Origin of the sequence: Streptomyces kanasensis (genome assembly GCF_043077165.1) — a bacterium.
GTDB classification, from domain to species: Bacteria; Actinomycetota; Actinomycetes; order Streptomycetales; family Streptomycetaceae; genus Streptomyces; species Streptomyces changanensis.
This window is the reverse complement of record NZ_JBIBSF010000006.1, coordinates 153,980-175,296: the sequence shown is the minus strand read 5'-3', so window position 1 is coordinate 175,296 and position 21,317 is coordinate 153,980. Positions and strand designations below refer to the sequence as shown.

17 protein-coding genes are annotated in these 21,317 nt (G+C 73.1%); 13 read left to right on the top strand and 4 right to left on the bottom strand.

What is annotated here, in order from left to right:
• The first annotated feature begins 9 nt into the window (after window positions 1-9).
• From ACF053_RS17090 to ACF053_RS17080, 3 genes are all read left to right on the top strand, one after another.
• Complete coding sequence (locus ACF053_RS17090) at window positions 10-588, top strand: TerD family protein (protein WP_058945506.1); 579 nt, start codon at window positions 10-12, stop codon at window positions 586-588.
• Window positions 589-692: 104 nt separating this feature from the next.
• Window positions 693-2,678: a TerD family protein gene (locus ACF053_RS17085; protein WP_391954645.1), complete on the top strand. Its 1,986-nt coding sequence runs from the start codon at window positions 693-695 to the stop codon at window positions 2,676-2,678.
• A gap of 277 nt (window positions 2,679-2,955) precedes the next feature.
• Window positions 2,956-3,933 carry a TerC/Alx family metal homeostasis membrane protein gene (locus tag ACF053_RS17080; RefSeq protein ID WP_391954644.1) on the top strand — a complete coding sequence of 326 codons (978 nt, stop codon included), beginning with the start codon at window positions 2,956-2,958 and terminating at the stop codon, window positions 3,931-3,933.
• A 125-nt stretch (window positions 3,934-4,058) separates the two neighbouring features.
• Here ACF053_RS17080 and ACF053_RS17075 read toward each other — a convergent pair whose 3' ends face one another.
• From ACF053_RS17075 to ACF053_RS17065, 3 genes are all read right to left on the bottom strand, one after another.
• Window positions 4,059-5,360, bottom strand: coding sequence for an MFS transporter (locus ACF053_RS17075; RefSeq protein WP_391954836.1), 1,302 nt, complete (start codon window positions 5,358-5,360; stop codon window positions 4,059-4,061).
• A 122-nt stretch (window positions 5,361-5,482) separates the two neighbouring features.
• Complete coding sequence (locus tag ACF053_RS17070; RefSeq protein ID WP_391954643.1) at window positions 5,483-6,139, bottom strand: MBL fold metallo-hydrolase; 657 nt, start codon at window positions 6,137-6,139, stop codon at window positions 5,483-5,485.
• A gap of 9 nt (window positions 6,140-6,148) precedes the next feature.
• Window positions 6,149-6,838, bottom strand: a complete 690-nt coding sequence (locus ACF053_RS17065; protein WP_391954642.1) for a maleylpyruvate isomerase family mycothiol-dependent enzyme — start codon at window positions 6,836-6,838, stop codon at window positions 6,149-6,151.
• A 196-nt stretch (window positions 6,839-7,034) separates the two neighbouring features.
• On the opposite strand from ACF053_RS17065, the gene uvrA reads away from it, so the two are divergent.
• Both uvrA and ACF053_RS17055 read left to right on the top strand, forming a co-directional pair.
• Window positions 7,035-10,034, top strand: coding sequence for an excinuclease ABC subunit UvrA (gene uvrA, locus ACF053_RS17060; protein ID WP_391954641.1), 3,000 nt, complete (start codon window positions 7,035-7,037; stop codon window positions 10,032-10,034).
• A 156-nt stretch (window positions 10,035-10,190) separates the two neighbouring features.
• Complete coding sequence (locus ACF053_RS17055; protein WP_391954640.1) at window positions 10,191-10,619, top strand: Rieske (2Fe-2S) protein; 429 nt, start codon at window positions 10,191-10,193, stop codon at window positions 10,617-10,619.
• A 24-nt stretch (window positions 10,620-10,643) separates the two neighbouring features.
• Here ACF053_RS17055 and ACF053_RS17050 read toward each other — a convergent pair whose 3' ends face one another.
• Window positions 10,644-11,606 carry a hypothetical protein gene (locus ACF053_RS17050; RefSeq protein WP_391954639.1) on the bottom strand — a complete coding sequence of 321 codons (963 nt, stop codon included), beginning with the start codon at window positions 11,604-11,606 and terminating at the stop codon, window positions 10,644-10,646.
• 226 nt (window positions 11,607-11,832) lie between these two features.
• Between ACF053_RS17050 and ACF053_RS17045 the strand changes: the two genes are divergently transcribed.
• From ACF053_RS17045 to ACF053_RS17010, 8 genes are all read left to right on the top strand, one after another.
• Entirely contained in the window at window positions 11,833-12,459 is a 627-nt protein-coding gene (locus tag ACF053_RS17045; protein ID WP_391954638.1) for a papain-like cysteine protease family protein, read from the top strand.
• A gap of 5 nt (window positions 12,460-12,464) precedes the next feature.
• On the top strand, window positions 12,465-13,430 hold the full coding sequence (locus ACF053_RS17040) for a hypothetical protein (protein ID WP_391954637.1): 966 nt from the start codon (window positions 12,465-12,467) through the stop codon (window positions 13,428-13,430).
• 173 nt (window positions 13,431-13,603) lie between these two features.
• Window positions 13,604-15,802, top strand: a complete 2,199-nt coding sequence (gene uvrC, locus ACF053_RS17035; protein ID WP_391954636.1) for an excinuclease ABC subunit UvrC — start codon at window positions 13,604-13,606, stop codon at window positions 15,800-15,802.
• Window positions 15,795-16,751, top strand: a complete 957-nt coding sequence (gene rapZ / locus ACF053_RS17030; protein WP_107115234.1) for an RNase adapter RapZ — start codon at window positions 15,795-15,797, stop codon at window positions 16,749-16,751. Before uvrC ends, rapZ begins: the two co-directional genes overlap by 8 nt.
• A complete protein-coding gene (locus ACF053_RS17025; protein WP_391954635.1) occupies window positions 16,748-17,773 on the top strand; it encodes a gluconeogenesis factor YvcK family protein in 1,026 nt (341 codons plus the stop codon). Before rapZ ends, ACF053_RS17025 begins: the two co-directional genes overlap by 4 nt.
• Window positions 17,764-18,753, top strand: coding sequence for a DNA-binding protein WhiA (whiA, locus tag ACF053_RS17020; protein WP_058944780.1), 990 nt, complete (start codon window positions 17,764-17,766; stop codon window positions 18,751-18,753). Before ACF053_RS17025 ends, whiA begins: the two co-directional genes overlap by 10 nt.
• A gap of 232 nt (window positions 18,754-18,985) precedes the next feature.
• Window positions 18,986-19,990, top strand: coding sequence for a type I glyceraldehyde-3-phosphate dehydrogenase (gap, locus tag ACF053_RS17015; protein ID WP_391954634.1), 1,005 nt, complete (start codon window positions 18,986-18,988; stop codon window positions 19,988-19,990).
• A 113-nt stretch (window positions 19,991-20,103) separates the two neighbouring features.
• Window positions 20,104-21,315 (top strand): phosphoglycerate kinase, encoded by a 1,212-nt coding sequence (locus ACF053_RS17010; protein WP_391954633.1) that lies wholly within the window; start codon window positions 20,104-20,106, stop codon window positions 21,313-21,315.
• Window positions 21,316-21,317 lie beyond the last annotated feature (2 nt).

Sequence of the window (21,317 nt, the reverse complement as noted above, 5' to 3'; positions counted from 1 at the left end):
GGACAGCGCGTGTCGGTCAACTTGACCAAGGGTCAGGCCATCAGCCTGCAGAAGAGCGATGGGGGGACCCTGTCCGCGGTGCGGATGGGGCTCGGATGGCAGGCGGCGCCGCGCCGCGGTCTGTTCGGCTCGCGCACCCGCGAGATCGACCTCGACGCCTCGGCGGTGCTCTTCGCCGACAAGCAGCCGGTCGACGTCGTCTTCTTCCGCCACCTGGTGAGCGACGACGGCTCGGTCCGCCACACCGGGGACAACCTGGTCGGCGGCGCGGGCCAGGGCGGCGACGACGAGGCGATCCTCGTGGACCTCCAGCGGGTCCCGGTCCACATCGACCAGATCGTCTTCACGGTCAACTCCTTCACCGGCCAGACGTTCCAGGAGGTGCAGAACGCCTTCTGCCGCCTGGTCGACGAGACGAACGGCCAGGAGCTCGCCCGCTACACCCTGGACGGCGGCGGCCAGTACACCGCGCAGATCATGGCGAAGGTGCACCGCACGGGCGGCGCCTGGAGCATGACGGCGATCGGCGCCCCGGCCAACGGCCGGACGTTCCAGGACCTGATGCCGGCGATCCTGCCGAGCCTGTAGTACGCCCGGGTCCGCGACCGGATCCGTCACCACCCGCAGCTCCCGGAGGCACGCGCCCACCGGGAGCTGCCACGCATCCGCAACCACCGAGGGGACGACAGGCGATGACGGCCGAGCTGGTCCGGGGGCAGAACCACCCGCTGCCCGAGACCCGACTGGAGGTGCGGGTGTCGTCCCGGGTGCCGCTGGTGGCCGCGGCGTCGCTGGTGGACGCCGACGGGACCGTCGCCGGGCCCGAGCGGCTGGCCCACCCGGGGGCGCCGTGCCTCCCGGGCGTCGAGGTGTCGCGGCAGGCGGCCGCGGAGCACCGGCTCGCCGTCGACCTGGACGCCCTGCCCGCCGACGCGCACCGCGTCGCCGTCCTGCTCGCCCTTCCCGTCGGCACGGGTGGGCCCGGCCGGTTCGGGCTCGTGGCGGCGCCGTTCGTCGCGGTCACCGCCCTCGACGGCGCCGAGGTCGTCACGTTCACCCTCACCGGCCTGGACCAGGAGTCGGCCGTCGTCGCCGTGGAGCTCTACCGCCGCCAGGGCGCCTGGAAGGTCCGCGCCGTCGGCCAGGGGTACGCGGGCGGCCTCAGGGCGCTCCTGCAGGACCAGGGCGTCGAGCGCGCGGCCGACGTGGCGGCGGCCGTCCACGACGCCGTGGCGAGCGGCCTCGACCGTACGGTCGAGGCGCCCCCGCCGCGTACCCCCGAGGGGGACAGGGCGCGCCGCGACACGGCTCCGCTGGCCCCCGCGGGCGCCCCCGCGACGCCCGCCCAGCCCCCGTCGCCCCACGGCTCCCAGCCGCCGCACGCGTCCGCCACCCCGCCGCACGCGTCCCCCACCCCGCAGGCGGGGCCGATGGGCGCGCCCGCGTCCGCCGGCCCCGTCGACTACACGCACCCCCGCCGGCAGACCACCGCGCCCCCGCCGCCGCCCCCGACCGCCCCAGCGGCCACACCCGCCGCGCCCGCCGCCCCGGTCGCCGGTGACGCCACCGGCTGGTCGATGGAGGAGCGCCTGTACAACCAGGTCTGGGGCATGTTCGAGGACCTGGCCCGGGCGGTCGCCGCGTACCGCAGCGCCGTCGACTTCGCCGAGTCCCGCATGGACCAGGAGCTGGACCACGCCCTGTCCGACCCGCGCAGCCGCATCGGCGGCACCGGCGACGCCGCCCGAGCCGCCGCGCGGGCCCGCTGTGAGGAGCTGACCGACCGGGCCAAGGCGGCCCTCGACCGCGACCTCGCCCAGCTCGCCGCCGAGTCCGCCGTGGTGGAGCCGGCGCTGCCGCCCGCGTTCGCGCGCTGGGAGGACCCGTCCTGGCACGCCTACCGCGTCCCCATGGAGGTCCCGATGGCGCTGCGCCTGGGCGACCTCCACCTGCCCGAGCGCCCCGAGCTGCGCGTCCCGATGCTCGTCCGGCTGCCCCTGGAGCGCGGACTGTGGGTCGACAGCGGCCGCCGGACCTCCCGGGAGGCCCTGTTCCTCGACGAGGGCCGGCTGCGCCGCCTCGCCCTCGACACGGCCGTCGCCCACGCGGCGCGGCTGCTCGCCGTCCACCCGCCCGGCGACTTCACCGTCCACGTGATCGACCCGGCGGGGGCCGGGGCGGCCGGCTTCGCCCCGCTGACCGCCGCCGGTGTACTGGCGGAGCCGCCGGCCGCCGGGCCCGGGGGAGTGGCCACGGTCCTGGCCCGCCTCACCCAGCGCGTGGACCTGGTGCAGATGGCCGTGCGCGGTGGTGCCGGGGCCGACGCGCTCCCGCCGGACCTGGACACCGCCCAGCAGCTGCTGATCGTCAACGACTTCCCGCACGGCTTCGACGACCGCGCCGTCACCCAGCTGCGCTACCTCGCCGACGAGGGCCCCGCCGTGGGGGTGCACCTGCTGATGGTCGCCGACCGGGAGGACGCCGACGCGTACGGGCCGGTGCTGGACCCGCTGTGGCGCTCGCTGCTGCGCCTGACGCCCGTGCCGGACGACCATCTGGCCGACCCGTGGGTCGGCCACGCGTGGACGTACGAGCCGCCGCTCGTGCCCGGGGGCAGCGAGGTGCTCCACCAGGTGCTGGCGCAGGTCGCCGCGGCCCGCCGAGCCTGGCGCCGCTGAGCGCGCCACCCATCCCTGCCACATCCGTCCCCACCTGCGGACTTGGCGTCGCCTTTACCGGCCCCTTTACCTTCGCTTGGTGTTTCGTGTACGGTTCCTTTACGCGGAGGGGAGTACTCCCACACTGCGGCGTGCCCGTCAGTACGGACGGTCGGACAGAGACCTGGTCCCGGGGCGCCGGCCCGGCCCGTCCACCCGAACCTCGGGTGACGCCCGGGTGGAAGAGACCTCCGGCAGCGACGACGCTGATCAGTAGCCGTACGACGCCGGAGGCGCAGTGGACGTTTCGTTCAACTTGTGGGTGGTGACCGTTCTCGGTCTCATCGCCCTGATCGCGGTCGACTTCCTCATCGGGCGCAAGCCCCATGACGTGTCGATCAAGGAAGCCGGGATCTGGACGGTCGTCTGGATCGTCCTGGCCGTCCTGTTCGGTCTCGGCCTGCTGTTCTTCGGGGACAGCCGCTCGGCGGGAGAGTTCTTCGCCGGTTACATCACCGAGAAGTCGCTGAGCGTCGACAACCTCTTCGTCTTCGTCCTCATCATGGCGAAGTTCTCGGTGCCGTCCCACCTCCAGCAGCGGGTGCTGCTGATCGGCGTGCTCATCGCCCTCGTCCTGCGCGCGATCTTCATCGCCGCGGGCGCCGCGATCATCGCCAGCTTCTCGTGGGTCTTCTACATCTTCGGCGCCTTCCTGATCTACACCGCCTGGAAGCTGATCAAGGAAGCCTCCTCGGACGAGCCCGAAGAGGAGTACGAGGAGAACCGCCTGCTGAAGTCGATCGAGCAGCGCTTCGGCGTCGCCGACCGGTACCACGACACCAAGCTCTTCATCCGGGTCAACGGCAAGCGGGTCCTGACGCCACTGATGGTGGTCATGCTCGCCATCGGCACCACGGACGTGCTGTTCGCGCTGGACTCCATCCCCGCGATCTTCGGCCTGACGCAGGACCCGTACATCGTCTTCACGGCCAACGCCTTCGCCCTCATGGGCCTGCGGCAGCTGTACTTCCTCATCGGCGGTCTGCTGCGGAAGCTGGTCCACCTCAGCTACGGCCTGTCCGTGATCCTCGGCTTCATCGGCGTGAAGCTCATCCTCCACGCCCTGCACGAGTCCGGGGTGCACGTCCCGGAGATCTCCATCCCGGTCTCCCTCGCCGTCATCTGCGGCGTACTGGTCATCACCACCATCACCAGCCTCGTCGCCTCCCGCCGGAAGGCCGCCGCGGAGGAGGAGAAGTCCGTCAAGGTCCGATGACCGCACCCCGGTGACCGCACCACCGGCCGGGCCGCCCGAGCGCCCCGGCCGGTGGCACGCGTCAGCGGCCCGGGTGGGAGGGGCTCGCGGGCGGCGCGCGCACGGCCCGGTTCGACGGCGCGCCCTCAGGCCACCGCGGGCTCCTCCGCCTCCTCCGTGCCCGCCCGGCCCGCAGCCGCCGCGGCCGGCAGGGTCTCCGGCAGCAGCGCGAAACAGCCCAGGCTCAGCAGGGCGATCCCGGTCAGGTACGCCGCCACGCCCCACGGCGGCCCCGCCCCGCCGGACACGGCCGTCGCCACCATCGGGGTGAGCGCCCCACCGAGGACACCCGCCAGGTTGTACCCCACGGCCGCACCCGTGCACCGCACCCTCGGTTCGTACAGCTCCGGCAGGTAAGCGGCGACCACCGCGAACATCGTCACGAACGCCAGCAGCGCCCCCAGGATCCCCGCGAACATCAGCACCGGCCGTGCCGTGTGGAGCAGACCCACCATCGGGAACATCCACAGGGCGCTCGCCGCGCATCCGGCCAGACACATCGGCCGCCGCCCGTAGCGGTCCGCCAGCAGCGCCACCAGCGGCGTGAGCGCCCCCTTCACCGCCACCGCCGCCATGACGCATCCCAGCATGACCGTCCGGTCCACCCCCAGCCGCTCCGTGCCGTACGCCAGCGCCCAGGTGGACACCGCGTAGAACACCGCGTACCCCACCGCCAGCGCCCCGGCGGTCAGCAGCACCAACCGCCAGTGGCCGCGCACCACCTCCGCCAGCGGGCTGCTCGCCCGCGCCCCCGACGCGGCGAGCTCACGGAACCGGGGCGTCTCCACCAGGGAGGTGCGCAGCAGCAGCCCGCCCAGCGCGAGGAGGCCGGCCGCCCAGAACGGCACCCGCCACCCCCACGCGCGGAACGCCGCGTCGCTCAGCCCCGCCGACAGCGCCAGCATCACGCCGTTGGCGAGCAGGAACCCGACGGCCGGGCCGACCTGGGGGAAGCTCGCCCACAGGGCCCGCCGCCGCGCCGGGGCGTGCTCCGCGGCGAGCAGCACCGCCCCGCCCCACTCCCCGCCGAGGCCGAGCCCCTGGAGGAAGCGCAGGAGCAGCAGGAGCGCGGGCGCCGCCGGGCCGAGCGTCGCGTACGACGGGACGCAGCCGACCGCGACCGTCGCCGCTCCGGTCAGCGCCAGCGAGGCGAAGAGCACCGGGCGCCGGCCGTGGCGGTCGCCGATGTGGCCGAAGAGGACCGAGCCGAGGGGCCGGGAGACGAACCCGACGGCGAACGTCCCGAACGCGGCGAGCACCCCCGCGACCGGCGAGAACGTCGGGAAGAAGAGCGGTCCGAGGACGAGCGCGGCGGCCGTCCCGTAGACGAAGAAGTCGTAGAACTCGATGGCCGTCCCGGCGAGGGACGCCGCGGCGAGCCGGCCCATGGACGGCCCGCCCGGCGCCGGCGCGGACGGCGGGAGGTGACTCTGGCGCATGCCGCGCCAACGGTGTGCCGCGCGTCCCGGTCACGGGGCGCGCGGAGGCGCGGGACGTGGTCCCGCGCGCCTCACCAGCCCCGCGCGCGCCACTCCGGCAGCTGCGGACGCTCGTCGCCGAGCGTCGTGTCCCTGCCGTGGCCCGGGTACACCCAGGTCTCGTCCGGGAGGGCGCCGAAGAGCTTCGTCTCCACGTCGTGGAGCAGGCCGGCGAACGCCTCCGGGTCCTTGTGGGTGTTGCCCAGGCCGCCGGGGAAGAGGCAGTCGCCGGTGAAGACGTGGGGATGGCCGTGCGGGTCGTCGTACACGAGGGCGATCGAGCCCGGCGTGTGGCCCTTCAGGTGGCGCGCGGTCAGCTCGACGCGGCCGACCCGGACCGTGTCGCCGTCCTCGACCAGGACGTCGGTCGGGACCTCGATCCCCTCGGCGTCGTACCGCCCCGCGTACGTGCGCGCGCCCGTGGCGGCGACCACCTCGGCCAGCGCGTACCAGTGGTCGTGGTGGCGGTGGGTGGTGACGACGGACGCGATGCCGTCGTCACCGATCAGCCGCAGCAGGGTCCGCGGCTCGTTGGCCGCGTCGATCAGCAGCTGCTCGCCGGTGGCCCGGCAGCGCAGCAGGTACGCGTTGTTGTCCATCGGACCGACGGCGACCTTCGAGATGATCAGGTCCGTCAACTCGTGCACGTCCGCGGGTCCGCCGACCTTCACCGCTCCGCTGTACGTCATGGGATCACCCTATAGCGGGGGCAGGGCCGGGAGGGGGCCGTCCGAGACCTTCAGCGCGGAGCCGTCGCGGCGGCCCGCGAGCCAGCCGAGGAGGTCCGCCGCGGTGCCGCGCACGGCGACCGGTCCGCCGGTCGCGCCGCCGCCCGTCGTCCAGGTCCGGCCGTCGTCGGCGGTGAGCGTGACCGGGGGGACGTCCGGGTGGCCGGAGAACCGGGCCGCCAGGAAGTCGATCTCGCGCTCGGTGAACGCGTCGGGCAGGTCCTCCAGCTCGTAGCCGACGCCCAGGTCGACGTGGTGCAGCTCGACCTCGGCGAGGCGGCGGAACGGCAGCCGCGCCGCCCGGTCGGTCACGCCGTTGCGGAGCTCGACGATGCGGTTCCAGTCCGCCGGGGCCTCGCCCTCGGCGCGGAAGCGGGCGGCCGACGTCCGCAGGTCGTCCAGCTGCTCGGCGAGCGGGCGCGGGGCACCGCGCTCGATGTCGGCGTCGCGCACCTCGGCGCTGGGGTACATGGGACGGCCCTGGAGGACGTTCACGAGGGCGTCCGCGTTGCGCGCGAGGTGGGTGAGGACATGTCCGCGGCTCCAGCCGGGAAGACGGGAGCCCTCCGCGACGTTGGAATCGTCGAGTGCCGAGACCGCGGTGAGCAGCCGTTCGGTCGCCTCCTCCAGGGAGGCCAGGTCATGGGCGTGGTCGATCATGCTGCTGACAGTAGCGCCACCACTCGTTCGGGTGAAGGTGGCTGAGCGCGGACCTAAATCGAATGTGCGTGCTATACGCTCGGTGGAGGCATCCTTGGAAGTCAGGCCTTCATCCACCTGACGGCCCCCATAGGCTGGATCAGTCTGGGACGGGGGCCAGTGCCCCCGCTTCTCTCAAGAAAGGTGCGGACCCGGCGTGGCCGACCGTCTCATCGTCCGTGGCGCGCGCGAGCACAACCTGAAGAACGTCTCGCTCGACCTCCCGCGCGACTCCCTCATCGTCTTCACCGGACTCTCGGGGTCGGGCAAGTCCTCCCTCGCCTTCGACACGATCTTCGCCGAGGGCCAGCGCCGCTACGTCGAGTCCCTCTCCTCGTACGCCCGGCAGTTCCTCGGCCAGATGGACAAGCCCGACGTCGACTTCATCGAGGGCCTCTCGCCGGCGGTCTCCATCGACCAGAAGTCGACCTCGCGCAATCCGCGCTCCACGGTCGGCACCATCACCGAGGTCTACGACTACCTCCGGCTCCTCTTCGCCCGCATCGGCAAGCCCCACTGCCCCGAGTGCCGCAGGCCGATCTCCCGCCAGTCGCCGCAGGCCATCGTCGACAAGGTGCTGGAGCTCCCCGAGGGCAGCCGCTTCCAGGTCCTGTCGCCGCTGGTGCGCGAGCGCAAGGGCGAGTTCGTCGACCTCTTCGCCGACCTCCAGACCAAGGGCTACAGCCGCGCCCGGGTGGACGGGACGACCGTCCAGCTCACCGAGCCGCCCACGCTGAAGAAGCAGGAGAAGCACACCATCGAGGTGGTCGTCGACCGCCTGACCGTGAAGGAGAGCGCCAAGCGGCGCCTCACCGACTCGGTCGAGACCGCGCTGGGGCTCTCCGGCGGCATGGTCGTGCTCGACTTCGTCGACCTCCCCGAGGACGACCCCGAGCGCGAGCGGATGTACTCCGAGCACCTGTACTGCCCGTACGACGACCTGTCTTTCGAGGAGCTGGAGCCCCGCTCCTTCTCGTTCAACTCGCCCTTCGGCGCCTGTCCCGACTGCACGGGCATCGGCACGCGCATGGAGGTCGACCCGGAGCTGATCGTCCCGGACGAGGACCGCTCCCTCGACGAGGGCGCCATCCACCCCTGGTCGCACGGCCACACCAAGGAGTACTTCGGCCGCCTGATCGGTGGGCTGTCGCAGGCGCTCGGCTTCCGCACGGACATCCCCTGGGCCGGCCTGCCCCAGCGTGCCAGGAAGGCCCTGCTGTACGGCCACAAGACCCAGGTCGAGGTCCGCTACCGCAACCGGTACGGCAGGGAGCGGGCCTACACCACGCCCGCCTTCGAGGGCGCCGTCTCCTTCGTCAAGCGCCGCCACAGCGAGGCCGAGAGCGACTCCAGCCGCGAGCGCTTCGAGGGGTACATGCGCGAGGTGCCCTGCCCGACCTGCGAGGGCACCCGGCTCAAGCCGATCGTGCTCGCGGTGACGGTCATGGACAGGTCCATCGCGGACGTCTCCGCCATGTCGATCAGCGAGTGCGCCGAGTTCCTGGGCCGCCTCACCCTCAGCGCCCGCGACAAGAAGATCGCCGAGCGGGTGCTGAAGGAGGTCAACGAACGCCTGCGGTTCCTGGTCGACGTGGGCCTGGACTACCTCTCGCTCAACCGCGCCGCCGGTACCCTCTCCGGCGGCGAGGCCCAGCGCATCAGGCTCGCCACGCAGATCGGCTCCGGCCTGGTCGGCGTGTTGTACGTGCTCGACGAGCCGTCCATCGGCCTGCACCAGCGCGACAACCACCGGCTGATCGAGACCCTGGTCCGCCTCCGCGACATGGGCAACACCCTCATCGTGGTCGAGCACGACGAGGACACCATCAAGGTCGCCGACTGGGTCGTCGACATCGGTCCCGGCGCCGGCGAGCACGGCGGCGAGGTCGTCCACTCCGGACCGCTGAAGGAGCTCCTCGCCAACGAGGCGTCGATGACCGGGCAGTACCTGGCGGGGAAGCGGGCCATCCCCGTCCCGGACGTCCGCCGCCCCGTCGACCCCGCCCGGATGCTCACCGTCCACGGCGCCCGCGAGAACAACCTGCGCGACATCGACGTGTCGTTCCCGCTGGGCGTGCTCACCGCGGTCACCGGTGTCTCCGGGTCCGGCAAGTCGACCCTGGTCAACGACATCCTGTACACGCACCTGGCGCGCGAGCTCAACGGCGCCAAGTCCGTGCCCGGCCGCCACACCCGCGTCGACGGCGACGACCAGGTCGACAAGGTCGTCCACGTCGACCAGTCGCCGATCGGCCGCACCCCGCGGTCCAACCCGGCCACGTACACCGGTGTCTTCGACCACGTCCGCAAGCTGTTCGCCGAGACGATGGAGGCGAAGGTCCGCGGCTACCTGCCGGGCCGGTTCTCCTTCAACGTCAAGGGCGGCCGCTGCGAGAACTGCTCCGGCGACGGCACCATCAAGATCGAGATGAACTTCCTCCCGGACGTCTACGTGCCGTGCGAGGTCTGCCACGGCGCCCGGTACAACCGGGAGACCCTGGACGTCCACTACAAGGGCAAGTCCATCGCCGAGGTGCTGGACATGCCGATCGAGGAGGCCCTGGACTTCTTCGAGGCCGTCCCGACGATCTCCCGGCACCTCAAGACGCTCACGGAGGTCGGCCTCGGGTACGTCCGGCTCGGCCAGTCCGCGCCGACACTGTCGGGCGGCGAGGCGCAGCGCGTCAAGCTCGCCAGCGAGCTCCAGAAGCGTTCCACGGGCCGCACGGTGTACGTCCTCGACGAGCCCACCACGGGTCTGCACTTCGAGGACATCGCCAAGCTGATCAAGGTGCTGTCCAACCTGGTCGACAAGGGCAACACCGTCATCGTCATCGAGCACAACCTCGACGTCATCAAGACGGCCGACTGGCTCGTCGACATGGGCCCCGAGGGCGGCAGCGGCGGCGGCATCGTCGTCGCCGAGGGGACGCCGGAGACGGTCGCGGGCGAGCCCGCCAGCCACACCGGCAAGTTCCTGCGCGACATCCTCGACGCCGGCCGCATCAGCGACGCCACCCAGGTGAAGACGGTGGGCAGGCGCCCGGCGAAGAAGGCCACGGCCAAGAAGGCGGCGACCAAGGGCGCGGCGACCAAGGCGGCGGCGACGAAGGCCACGGCGAAGAAGACCGCCGCGTCCCGCGCCACCGGGCGCTGACGCCGCCCCTCGCCGCGGGGCCCACGGGTCCCGCGGCGAGGCGGTCCGCCCCCGGACCGGCCCCCTGTGGCGGCCCGCCGGAAGGTGCGGGGGTCTGCGTCGGTATCGTCGGGTCCGTACCCGCAGCACCCCGTACCCGTACCCCGTGGAGCACCCATGCCCGGCCAGCCCGCCACCCGCCGCACCGTGCTGAAAGGCGCCGCCCTCGCCGGCGCCGCCGGGCTCGGGACAGCCGCCTGCTCCACCGACTCCAAGCTGGGGCACGCACGCACCCCCACCCCGACCGCGCCGGTCGACCTCGGCGCGGCGGACGCGGTGCCGGTCGGCGGCGCCAAGCTCTACCGCGAGCAGCGCCTCCTCGTGCACTGCCCCGCCAAGGGCCAGTACCGCGCCTTCAGCGCCCAGTGCACCCACGCGGGCTGCGTCCTCGACAAGATCGAGGAGAACGAGGGCAACTGCCCCTGCCACCGCAGCCGCTTCGACGTCACCACCGGCCAGGTCGTCAAGGGCCCGGCGACCGTCCCGCTCCCCGAGGTGCCCGTCACGGTCAGGAACGGCAACCTCGTCGCGGGCCCCCAGGACTGACCGTCCGGGCGGCCCCCCGGCCCGCTACTCCCAGTCCCAGTCGATCCCGAGGATCCCCGGGCGCACTCCCTGCTCCACGAAGTGCACGGTGCGGTGCCGGCCGCTCAGCGTCAGCTCGCCCCGCGCCCCGCGCGGCGCCCCCGCCGACGCCTGCGCGAACCGCCGGCACCGCACCGGCAGCGCGTCCTCGTGGAACCCCACCTGCAGCACGTACTGCCCGCCCGCGAAGCTGAACCCGCGCACGTACTCCGCGCTCTGCCCGCCCGTCCCGTCCTCGAAGGCGTACCCCAGGGCGTAGGTGTCCCCGGCGCGCAGCCGCGCGTCGAACAGCAACTCCGCGACGACCACGCCCGTCTCCCGGTGCCACCGGACCCGGCCCGTCCGGCAGTTGTCGCCCGCCCGCACCTCCACCCGCTCCGGATCGCAGCCCGGGTCCCCGTGGTGGATGGCCACGTACCGGTCCACGCCGTCCCGGTGCGCGCGCAGGACGTGCAGCGAGTCGCGCCCCACCAGCTGCCGGCCCGCCCCGATGCGCACACGCTCGTGGTGCCCCACCGTGTGCAGCCCGCCGTCCGCGGGCAGCCCCAACCCCGCGATGAGCTCCTCCACCACCCCGGACGCCTCCACCAGCGCCCGGTACGACCGCGCCGCCGGCCGCACCACCTCACCGCGTTCCGCTCCCGCCCCGCTCCCGCCGCCACCGGCCGCGGGGCCGTCGAGCAGCCGGATCAGGGAGCCCCCGGGCAGCTCCAGCAGTTCCTCCAGGGCCCTGACCGCCTTCAGCGACTCGGGCCGCTGCGGCCGGCGCGCCCCCTGCTGCCAGTAGCACAGGCTCGTCACGCCCACCGTGATGCCGCGGTGCGCCAGGTGGTGCCGGACCCGCTGCAGCGGCAGTCCGCGCACCGCGAGCGCCGCGCGGAGCGCCAGGTGGAACGGGCCGGTGCGCAGGAGCTGTGCCAGATCGGCCTCGGCCTCGGGGTGTCGCACGAGGACTCCTCAGTGAACGTTCACGTACGGGGTGGTGCGACGCCGCGCCCGCGCGGACCGCGCGGCAGGTCGGACGGGGCCCGGTCGTTCACACGTCAACCGCTTCCGCTCACACCGCGGCGTCATCCCGCATTGAAGCGTGTTGACCTGCTCGCGACAACGATCGATGCTTCCGGCAGCGTCCGGACGCGCTCCTCCCTCCCCACATCCCCTTCGGAGGAACGCGATGCGCACCCCCACCGACCAGCAGCCGCCACGGAGCCGACGGCGCGCGGGCCTCGCCGCCGCCGTCTGCGCCGCACTCCTCGCCCTCCCCACCGCCACCGCAGCCGCCGCCCCGCCCGACCCCGCCCACCGCCCCGCCGCGGCCCTCGCCGCCAAGCGCCTCGACATCACCATGCAGGCGCAGCAGAAGACCAACTGGTGCTGGGCCGCCGCGGGCAACACCATCGCCACCTGGTTCGGCCGCTCGTACAGCCAGAACCAGTTCTGCAACGCGGCCTTCGACCGCCGGCAGGGCTACGACTGCCCGAACTGGCAGGCCACCCTCGGCAACGTCCAGACCGGACTGCGCTGGGCCGGCGTCAACCCCGGCTCGTACGTCGACGGCTGGCTCCGCTACGGCACCGTCCAGACCGAGATCAACGCGAACCGGCCCGTCGAGACCCGCATCCAGTGGTCGGGCGGCGGCGGGCACATGCACGTCCTGTACGGCTACGACGACGCCCGCGGCTGGGTCTACTGGGGCGACCCGTGGCCCTCCAGCGACCGCTACAACTGGGCCGCGCACGACTGGTACGTCGGCAACTCCTCCTTCTCCTGGACCCACTCGCTCTACCGGATCGGAGCGTGAGCCCGATGACGCGTCCCCACGCACGGCCCGCCGCGGCCGTACTCGCCGCCACCGCCCTCCTGGCGCTCGCGGCCCCCACCGCGAGCGCCGCCCCGCTCCCCGCCGACCCGGCCCCCGGCCCCCGCGAGGCCGCCGCCGCCCCGGCGACGCTGGACACGCTGGCCCGGTTCTTCGGCCGCGAGGACGGCCGTGCCGGCGCCGTGGCCCGGGGCGAGGCGACCGCCCGGCCCAGGATCGAGGGGCGCGCCGTCGCCGTCCACGTCCTGTCCCCGGAGTTCGTCGCGGGCCGGGCGGGTGCGCCCGTCGCCCGCGTCGAGTTCCACGCCGCCCGGGCCGTCGCGGCCGACGGACGGGAGGCGTCGGTGTGGAGCGTCCGGCGGGGCGGCGGCTGGCGGGTCGTGAACATCGCCACCGGCGACGACGAGATCCACTTCGCGGAGCGCGGAGCCAGGGTGCTCCCGGGCGGAACGGTCTTCCGCGAACCGCAGATCGACGCCTGGTACGTCCACGGGGGCGGCCGGGTGCTGCCGCTGGACGAGGACGCGGTACGCGCCGTCGGCGCCGGCGGCACCACGCTCGCCGCGTACCGCGCCCGGGTGGCGGCGGCCTACGGCGACAAGCTGCCCGGCTCCGCCTACGCCCGCGCGGGCAAGGCCGGCGGCTACGGCCCCACGGGCCCCGACGGCACTACCGGTCACTCCGACACCACGGGTCCCGACGTCCGCACGGCTCCCGACGCCCGCCCGGACGCCGGCCCCGTCCGGGCCGTCCCGGTCCCGCCCGGCTCCTCCGGTCACGGCGGCTCCCCGGTCACGGCCCCGGGTGCTCCGGCGGTCGCGGGCGCCGCCGCGACCGGCTCCGCCGAGGCGGCCACCGGCCTCCCCGGGACCGCTGCGGCCGCCGTCGGAGCGGCCCTGCTGGCGGCCGCCCTGGTGGCCGTGCGCCCGCGCCTTCGTCGACGGGAGCGCTGACCGCCGCCCGGGTCCTGCCGGACCCGCGCCACCCCCCACCCGGGCCGCCGGGTCGGGCCGACCGTACCGGCCCGACCCGGCGGCCCCGCGCGCTCCCGGCCCCGCCCCGCCCCCACCCCCGGCCGTCACCGCTCGGCCCCGGACTGTCGGTGGGCGCCAGTAGGGTGTCAGGTATGGCCGACCCCTCCAGCTACCGCCCCAAGCCGGGACAGATCCCCGACTCGCCGGGGGTCTACAAGTTCCGTGACGACCACCGCCGGGTGATCTACGTCGGCAAGGCCAAGTCACTGCGCCAGCGGCTCGGCAGCTACTTCCAGGACCTCGCGGGCCTGCACCCGCGCACCCGGACCATGGTCACCACGGCGGCGTCCGTGGAGTGGACGGTGGTCTCCACCGAGGTGGAGGCCCTCCAGCTGGAGTACTCCTGGATCAAGGAGTTCGACCCCCGCTTCAACGTCAAGTACCGCGACGACAAGAGCTACCCCTACCTCGCCGTCACCCTGGGCGACGAGTTCCCCCGCGTCCAGGTCATGCGCGGCCACAAGCAGAAGGGCGTGCGCTACTTCGGGCCGTACGCGCACGCCTGGGCCATCCGCGAGACCGTCGACCTGCTCCTGCGCGTCTTCCCCGTCCGCACCTGCACCTCCGGGGTCTTCCGCAACGCCACCCGGACCGGCCGCCCCTGCCTCCTGGGGTACATCGGCAAGTGCGCCGCCCCCTGCGTGGGCCGGATCAGCCCCGAGGACCACCGCGAACTGGCCGAGGAGTTCTGCGACTTCATGGCCGGCCGCACCGGCACGTACATCCGCCGCCTGGAGAAGGACATGATGGCGGCGGCCGACGACATGGAGTACGAGCGGGCCGCCCGCCTCCGCGACGACATAGGCGCCCTGCGCCGGGCCATGGAGAAGAACGCCGTCGTCCTCGCCGACGCCACCGACGCCGACCTCATCGCCGTCGCCGAGGACGAGCTGGAGGCGGCCGTCCAGATCTTCCACGTCCGCGGCGGTCGCGTCCGCGGCCAGCGCGGCTGGGTCACGGACAAGGTGGAGGCGGTCGACACCGCCGGCCTCGTCGAGCACGCCCTCCAGCAGCTGTACGGAGAGGAGCGCGGCGACGCCGTCCCCAAGGAGGTCCTCGTCCCGGCCCTCCCCGAGGACCTCGACGCCGTCACCCAGTGGCTCAGCGACCGCCGCGGCTCCCAGGTGTCCCTGCGCATCCCGCAGCGCGGCGACAAGAGGGACCTGATGGAGACCGTCGGGCGCAACGCCCAGCAGGCCCTCGTGCTGCACAAGACCAAGCGCGCCAGCGACCTCACGACCCGCTCCCGCGCCCTGGAGGAGATCGCCGACGCCCTCGGTCTGGACGAGGCGCCGCTGCGCATCGAGTGCTTCGACGTCTCCCACCTCCAGGGCGAGGACGTCGTCGCCTCCATGGTCGTCTTCGAGGACGGGCTGCCCCGCAAGAGCGAGTACCGCCGCTTCCAGATCAAGGGCCGCGTCGGGGACACACAGGTCTGGCACGGCCAGGGACAGGACGACGTCCGCTCCATGCACGAGGTGGTCAGCCGCCGCTTCCGGCGCTACCTCGCGGAGAAGGAGAGGACCGGCGAGTGGGTCGGCGGCAACGGCGAGACCCCCACCGCGACCGACGGCACCCCCACCGCGACCGACGGCGTTCCCACCTCGGACGACGGCGCCGAGACCCCGGCCGATGGCGCCCCGACCCCGGCCGGCGGCGCCCCGTCCGCGGCGGCCGCCGGGACACCGGCCGTCCCCGGGCTCCCGCCCGAGGATTTCGACGGGACGGCCGCCGAGGAGGACGGCCGGCCCCGGAAGTTCGCGTACCCGCCCCAGCTGGTCGTCGTCGACGGCGGCAAGCCCCAGGTGGAGGCGGCCCGCCGCGCCCTCGACGAACTCGGCATCGACGACGTCGCCGTCTGCGGCCTTGCCAAGCGCCTGGAGGAGGTCTGGCTCCCCGGCGAGGACGACCCGGTCGTCCTGCCCCGCACGAGCGAGGGCCTGTACCTCCTCCAGCGCGTCCGGGACACCGCGCACGACTTCGCCATCCGTTACCAGCGCAGCAAGCGCGGCAAGCGCCTGCGCACCAGCCCCCTGGACGACGTCGCCGGCCTCGGGGACGCGCGCAAACGGGCGTTGATCAAGCATTTCGGTTCGGTGAAACGCCTCCGGCAGGCGACAATCGACCAGATCTGCGAGGTACCGGGCTTCGGCCGCAAGACCGCCGAGGCCGTCGCCGTGGCCCTTGCCCAGGCCGCTCCGGCCGCTCCCGCCGTGAACACGGCGACAGGAGAGATCATTGAAGACGACGACGGGGGGACCACGCATGGACGGGGATCCGGACATGAATGACCACACCGCCCACGACGACAGAGCAGAAGACGGAGCAGCAGACGTGAGTACGGGCACGACGATCGAGGCCGGCGAGGCCGCCGAGGCGGCCATCCCCGAGCTGGTGATCATCTCCGGCATGTCCGGCGCCGGACGCAGCACCGCCGCGAAGTGCCTGGAGGACCTCGGCTGGTTCGTCGTCGACAACCTCCCACCCGCCCTGATCCCCACCATGGTGGAGCTCGGCGCCCGCTCCCAGGGCAACGTCGCCCGGATCGCCGTCGTCGTCGACGTCCGCGGCCGGCAGTTCTTCGACGCCCTCCGCGAGTCGCTCGCCGACCTGGACGCCAAGCAGGTCACGCGCCGCATCGTCTTCCTGGAGTCGTCCGACGACGCGCTCGTGCGCCGCTTCGAGTCCGTACGGCGCCCCCACCCGCTCCAGGGCGACGGCCGCATCGTCGACGGCATCGCCGCCGAGCGGGACCTGCTGCGCGAGCTGCGCGGCGACGCCGACCTGGTGATCGACACCTCCAGCCTCAACGTCCACGAGCTGCGCGCCAAGATGGACGCCCGGTTCGCCGGCGACGAGGAGCCGGAGCTGCGGGCCACGGTCATGTCCTTCGGCTACAAGTACGGCCTGCCCGTCGACGCCGACCTCGTCGTCGACTGCCGCTTCCTGCCCAACCCGCACTGGGTGCCCGAGCTGCGCCCGTACACCGGGCTGAACGAGGAGGTGTCCGGCTACGTCTTCAACCAGCCGGGCGCGAAGGAGTTCCTCGACCGCTACACGGAGCTGCTCGAACTGATCGCCACCGGCTACCGCCGCGAGGGCAAGCGGTACGTGACCATCGCCGTCGGCTGCACGGGCGGCAAGCACCGCTCGGTCGCCATGTCCGAGAAGCTCGCCGCCAGGCTCGCCTCGGAAGGGGTCGAGACCGTCGTCGTGCACCGGGACATGGGGCGCGAGTGAGGCGCCCGTACCCGCGGCGCGCGAGCACCCTCCCGGCCCGCGCGCTGCGCAGACGCCGCGCGCAGCCGAAGGTCGTCGCGCTCGGCGGGGGCATGGGCCTGTCCGCCTCCCTCGCCGCGCTGCGCCGCATCACCGGCGACCTGACCGCCGTCGTCACCGTCGCCGACGACGGAGGCTCCAGCGGCCGGCTCCGCGAGGAGCTCGGCGTGCTGCCCCCGGGTGACCTGCGCAAGGCGCTCGCCGCCCTGTGCGGTGACGACGACTGGGGTCAGACGTGGGCCCGCGTCATCCAGCACCGCTTCCAGTCCCAGGGCGACCTGCACGAGCACGCCGTGGGCAACCTGCTGATCGTGGCCCTGTGGGAACAGCTCGGCGACCACGTCCAGGCGCTCGACCTGGTCGGCAGGCTGCTGGGCGCGCAGGGCCGGGTGCTGCCGATGTCCGCCGTGCCCCTGGAGCTCCAGGCCCTGGTCAGGGGGCACGACCCGGCGCGGCCCGATGACGTCGACACCGTCTGCGGGCAGGCGACCGTGGCGCTGACGCCCGGCGAGGTCCAGTCGGTGCACCTGGTGCCGAACGACCCGCCGGCCGTGCCCGAGGCGGTCGCCGCCGTCCTGGACGCGGACTGGGTGGTGCTCGGCCCGGGATCGTGGTTCTCCTCCGTGATCCCGCACCTGCTGGTGCCCGAACTGCTCGACGCGCTGGTCGAGACGAAGGCCCGCCGGGTGCTCTCGTTGAACCTCGCGCCGCAACCCGGCGAAACCGCCGGGTTCTCTCCGCAGCGTCATTTGGAGGTTTTGGCCCGACACGCCCCTAAACTCGCCCTGGACGTGGTGCTGGCCGACGAGGCCGCCGTACCTGACCGCGAGTCGCTGGCGGACGCCGCGAAGCGGCTCGGCGCAGCGGTCGAACTGGCCCCGGTGGCCAGGAAGGACGGCCTGCCCAAGCACGACCCGGAGCTGCTGGCCGCCGCGTACGACCGTATTTTTCGGATGCATGGAAGGATCGGCCCATGGCGATGACGGCAGCGGTGAAGGACGAGATCTCCCGGCTCCCCGTCACCCGCACCTGCTGCAGAAAGGCCGAGGTGTCGTCGATCCTCCGGTTCGCCGGCGGCCTGCACCTGGTGAGCGGCCGGATCGTGATCGAGGCCGAGCTGGACACGGCGATGGCGGCGCGCCGCCTGAAGCGGGACATCGCGGAGATCTTCGGGCACGGCTCGGAACTGATCGTCATGGCCCCGGGCGGGCTGCGGCGCGGCTCCCGGTTCGTCGTGCGGGTGGTCGCCGGCGGGGACCAGCTGGCGCGCCAGACCGGTCTCGTGGACGGCCGCGGCCGTCCCATCCGCGGACTGCCCCCGCAGGTCGTCTCGGGCGCCACCTGTGACGCCGAGGCCGCCTGGCGCGGCGCGTTCCTGGCGCACGGCTCGCTCACCGAGCCCGGCCGGTCCTCGTCGCTGGAGGTCACCTGCCCCGGGCCGGAGGCCGCGCTCGCACTCGTCGGCGCCGCCCGCCGACTCTCCATCGCGGCCAAGGCCCGCGAGGTCCGGGGCGTGGACCGGGTCGTCGTCCGCGACGGCGACGCGATCGGCGCCCTGCTGACCCGGCTCGGCGCGCACGAGTCGGTCCTGGCCTGGGAGGAGCGGCGGATGCGCCGCGAGGTCCGCGCCACGGCCAACCGGCTGGCCAACTTCGACGACGCCAACCTGCGCCGCTCGGCCCGCGCCGCCGTCGCGGCCGGAGCCCGCGTGCAGCGTGCCCTGGAGATCCTCGGCGAGGAGGTGCCCGAGCACCTCGCGGCGGCAGGCCGGCTGCGCATGGAGCACAAGCAGGCGTCCTTGGAGGAGCTGGGTGCCCTGGCCGACCCGCCGCTGACCAAGGACGCCGTCGCCGGTCGCATCCGGCGCCTCCTCGCCATGGCCGACAAGCGCGCGCAGGACCTCGGCATCCCGGGTACGGAGTCCAACCTCTCCGAGGAGATGGCCGACGGTCTGGTCGGCTGACGACCGCCCCGTATGCCCCCTTGTGACCCCCGTCGGGCCCCGATCTCCGGGCGCCCGGCGGGGGTTGTCGTACGCCCCCGCGAGCTACCCGTCGGTAGGTTCGGGGGCGTCGTCGTACGGGTGCGCTCGATGTCACTGCGCGGGCCCGAGCGGGGTAGGGTCGTAAGCGGTCGGGGACATCCCAATACAGCTCGCCGGCGTCGAGCCGGCGTACCAACGAGGAGATCGGTTCGTGACGATCCGCGTAGGCATCAACGGCTTTGGCCGCATCGGTCGTAACTACTTCCGCGCGCTGCTGGAGCAGGGTGCAGACATCGAGATCGTGGCTGTCAACGACCTGGGTGACACCGCGACCACCGCTCACCTGCTGAAGTACGACACCGTCCTCGGCCGTCTCAAGGCCGACGTCAGCCACACCGCCGACACGATCACGGTCGACGGCCACACCATCAAGGTGCTCTCCGAGCGCAACCCGGCGGACCTCCCGTGGGGCGAGCTGGGCGTCGACGTCGTCATCGAGTCGACCGGCATCTTCACCAAGAAGGCCGACGCCGAGAAGCACATCGCGGGCGGCGCCAAGAAGGTCCTCATCTCGGCTCCGGCCAGCGGCGAGGACATCACCATCGTGATGGGCGTCAACCAGGACAAGTACGACGCGGACAACCACCACGTCATCTCGAACGCGTCCTGCACCACCAACTGCGTGGCGCCGATGGCCAAGGTCCTCGACGAGAACTTCGGCATCGTCAAGGGCATGATGACGACGGTCCACGCGTACACCAACGACCAGCGCATCCTGGACTTCCCGCACAAGGACCTGCGCCGCGCCCGCGCCGCCGCGGAGAACATCATCCCGACCTCCACGGGCGCCGCCAAGGCGACCGCGCTGGTCCTCCCGCAGCTCAAGGGCAAGCTGGACGGCATCGCCATGCGCGTCCCGGTCCCGACCGGCTCGGTCACCGACCTCGTCCTGGAGCTGGACCGCGAGGTCACCAGGGACGAGATCAACACCGCCTTCCAGAAGGCGGCCGAGGGGCAGCTGAAGGGCGTCCTCGAGTACACCGAGGACCCGATCGTCTCCTCCGACATCGTCAACTGGCCCGCCTCCTGCACCTTCGACTCGTCGCTGACGATGGTCCAGGGCAAGCAGGTCAAGGTCGTCGGCTGGTACGACAACGAGTGGGGCTACTCGAACCGACTCGTCGACCTCACCGTCTTCGTGGGCAGCCGGCTCTGATAAACAGCAGGGCGGGCACCTCGATGTGAGCACAGGGCTCGGGCAGCGCAACGCCGCGCTGTACGGGCCCTGTCGCTTGCGCCGACCGAAGTCTCTCCAAGGAGCACCAACCGATGAAGACGATCGACGCACTTCTCCAGCAAGGGGTCGACGGCAAGCGGGTCTTCGTACGCGCCGACCTCAACGTGCCGCTCGACGGCACGACCATCACCGACGACGGCCGCATCCGCGCCGTCCTGCCCACCGTGAAGGCGCTCACCGACGCCGGCGCCAAGGTGATCGTGGCCTCCCACCTCGGCCGGCCCAAGGGCGCCCCGGACCCGGCCTTCTCGCTGCGCCCCGCCGCCGCGCGCCTCGCCGAGCTGCTCGGCGCGCCCGTGGCGTTCGCCGGCGACACCGTCGGCAGCGAGGCGCACGCCGTGATCGCCGCCCTGGAGCCGGGCAGCGCGGCCGTGGTGGAGAACCTCCGCTTCAACCCGGGCGAGACGTCGAAGGACGACGCCGAGCGCGCCGAGTTCGCCGCCCGCCTCGCCGCCCTCGCCGACGTGTACGTGGGCGACGGCTTCGGCGCCGTGCACCGGGGTCACGCCTCGGTCTTCGACCTGCCGAAGCTGCTGCCCGCCTACGCCGGCCACCTCATCGCCACCGAGGTCGCCGTCCTGCGCAAGCTCACCGACGACGTGAAGCGGCCGTACGCGGTCGTCCTCGGCGGCGCCAAGGTCTCCGACAAGCTCGGCGTCATCGACCACCTGCTGGAGCGGGCCGACCGCATCCTGATCGGCGGCGGCATGGCGTACACCTTCCTCAAGGCCAAGGGCCACGAGGTCGGCATCTCCCTGCTCCAGGAGGACCAGGTCCCGGCGTGCCGGGAGTACCTGGCGCGGGCCGAGGAGCGCGGCGTGGAGTTCGTCCTCCCCGTCGACGTCCTGGTCTCGGCGGAGTTCCCCGACCTGAAGACCAAGGCGCCCGCCCACCCCACCACGGTCGCCGCGGACGCCATCCCGGCCGACCAGGAGGGCCTCGACATCGGCCCGAAGACCCGCGAGCTCTACGCCGCGAAGCTCGCCGACGCCGCGACCGTCTTCTGGAACGGTCCGATGGGCGTCTTCGAGCACCCCGACTACGCCGAGGGCACCAAGGCCGTCGCCCAGGCGCTCGTCGGCTCCCCGGCCTTCACCGTGGTCGGAGGCGGCGACTCCGCCGCCGCCGTCCGCACCCTGGGCTTCGACGAGAACGCATTCGGCCACATCTCGACCGGCGGCGGCGCGAGCCTCGAGTACCTCGAGGGCAAGACGCTTCCCGGCCTCGCCGCACTGGAGGACTGAAC